The organism is Acinetobacter sp. 1000160 (assembly GCF_000588715.1).
GTDB lineage: Bacteria > Pseudomonadota > Gammaproteobacteria > Pseudomonadales > Moraxellaceae > Acinetobacter > Acinetobacter courvalinii.
The window spans coordinates 1-670 of the sequence record NZ_JFWP02000032.1 but is presented as its reverse complement, the minus strand read 5'-3'; the positions used below and the strand labels follow the sequence as shown (position 1 = coordinate 670).

Below are 670 nucleotides of genomic sequence, written 5' to 3'. Positions count from 1 at the left end.
GGTGATTGGATCGGTACCATTGACCGGATCAATCTCTGGGGCATTCGGTGCAGTGACATCCACGTTATAGACTTGGGTGTCAGTCACGCTGCTGCTGTTACCTGCTGCATCGGTGAAGGTCGCTGTGGCATCAATGGTTTTATCGCCATCGGCCAACAGGTCGCTACCTGCCACATCAGCTGTCCAGTTACCTGTCGCTGCATCTACGGTTGCAGTGTAAGTCACGCCATTGATGACTAAAGTCACCACTGTGCTTGCTGCATCTGCAGGGATACCAGTCAAGGTACCTGTCACTGTCACGGTGCCAGTAGATTCTGCTGCATTCAACACGTTGTCCGCAGTCACTGCATCAATCGCAAGGGTTGCACCCGCTGGATTTGGTGGAGTGATGTCTACAGTCTCTGTACCTGGTACAGACGGGTTACCTGCAGGGTCGGTTGCAATCGCAGTGATGGTATCCCCATCCACCAGACCGCCCGGGTTTGGTACAGTCCATTCGCCTGTTACTGGATCAGTCACCACATCAACGGTGCTGCCATCCGGGAAGGTCACAGTCACGGTTGAACCTGGTTCTGCCGTACCGGTGATTGGATCGGTACCATTGACCGGATCAATCTCTGGGGCATTCGGTGCAGTGACATCCACGTTATAGACTTGGGTGTCAGTCACA

General features: G+C 53.9%; 1 protein-coding gene. It reads right to left on the bottom strand.

Annotation, left to right across the window (positions count from 1 at the left end; genetic code table 11):
* Positions 1–670 (bottom strand): Ig-like domain-containing protein (locus tag J699_RS00040; RefSeq protein ID WP_032883051.1); only part of this gene is annotated, 670 nt, incomplete at both ends.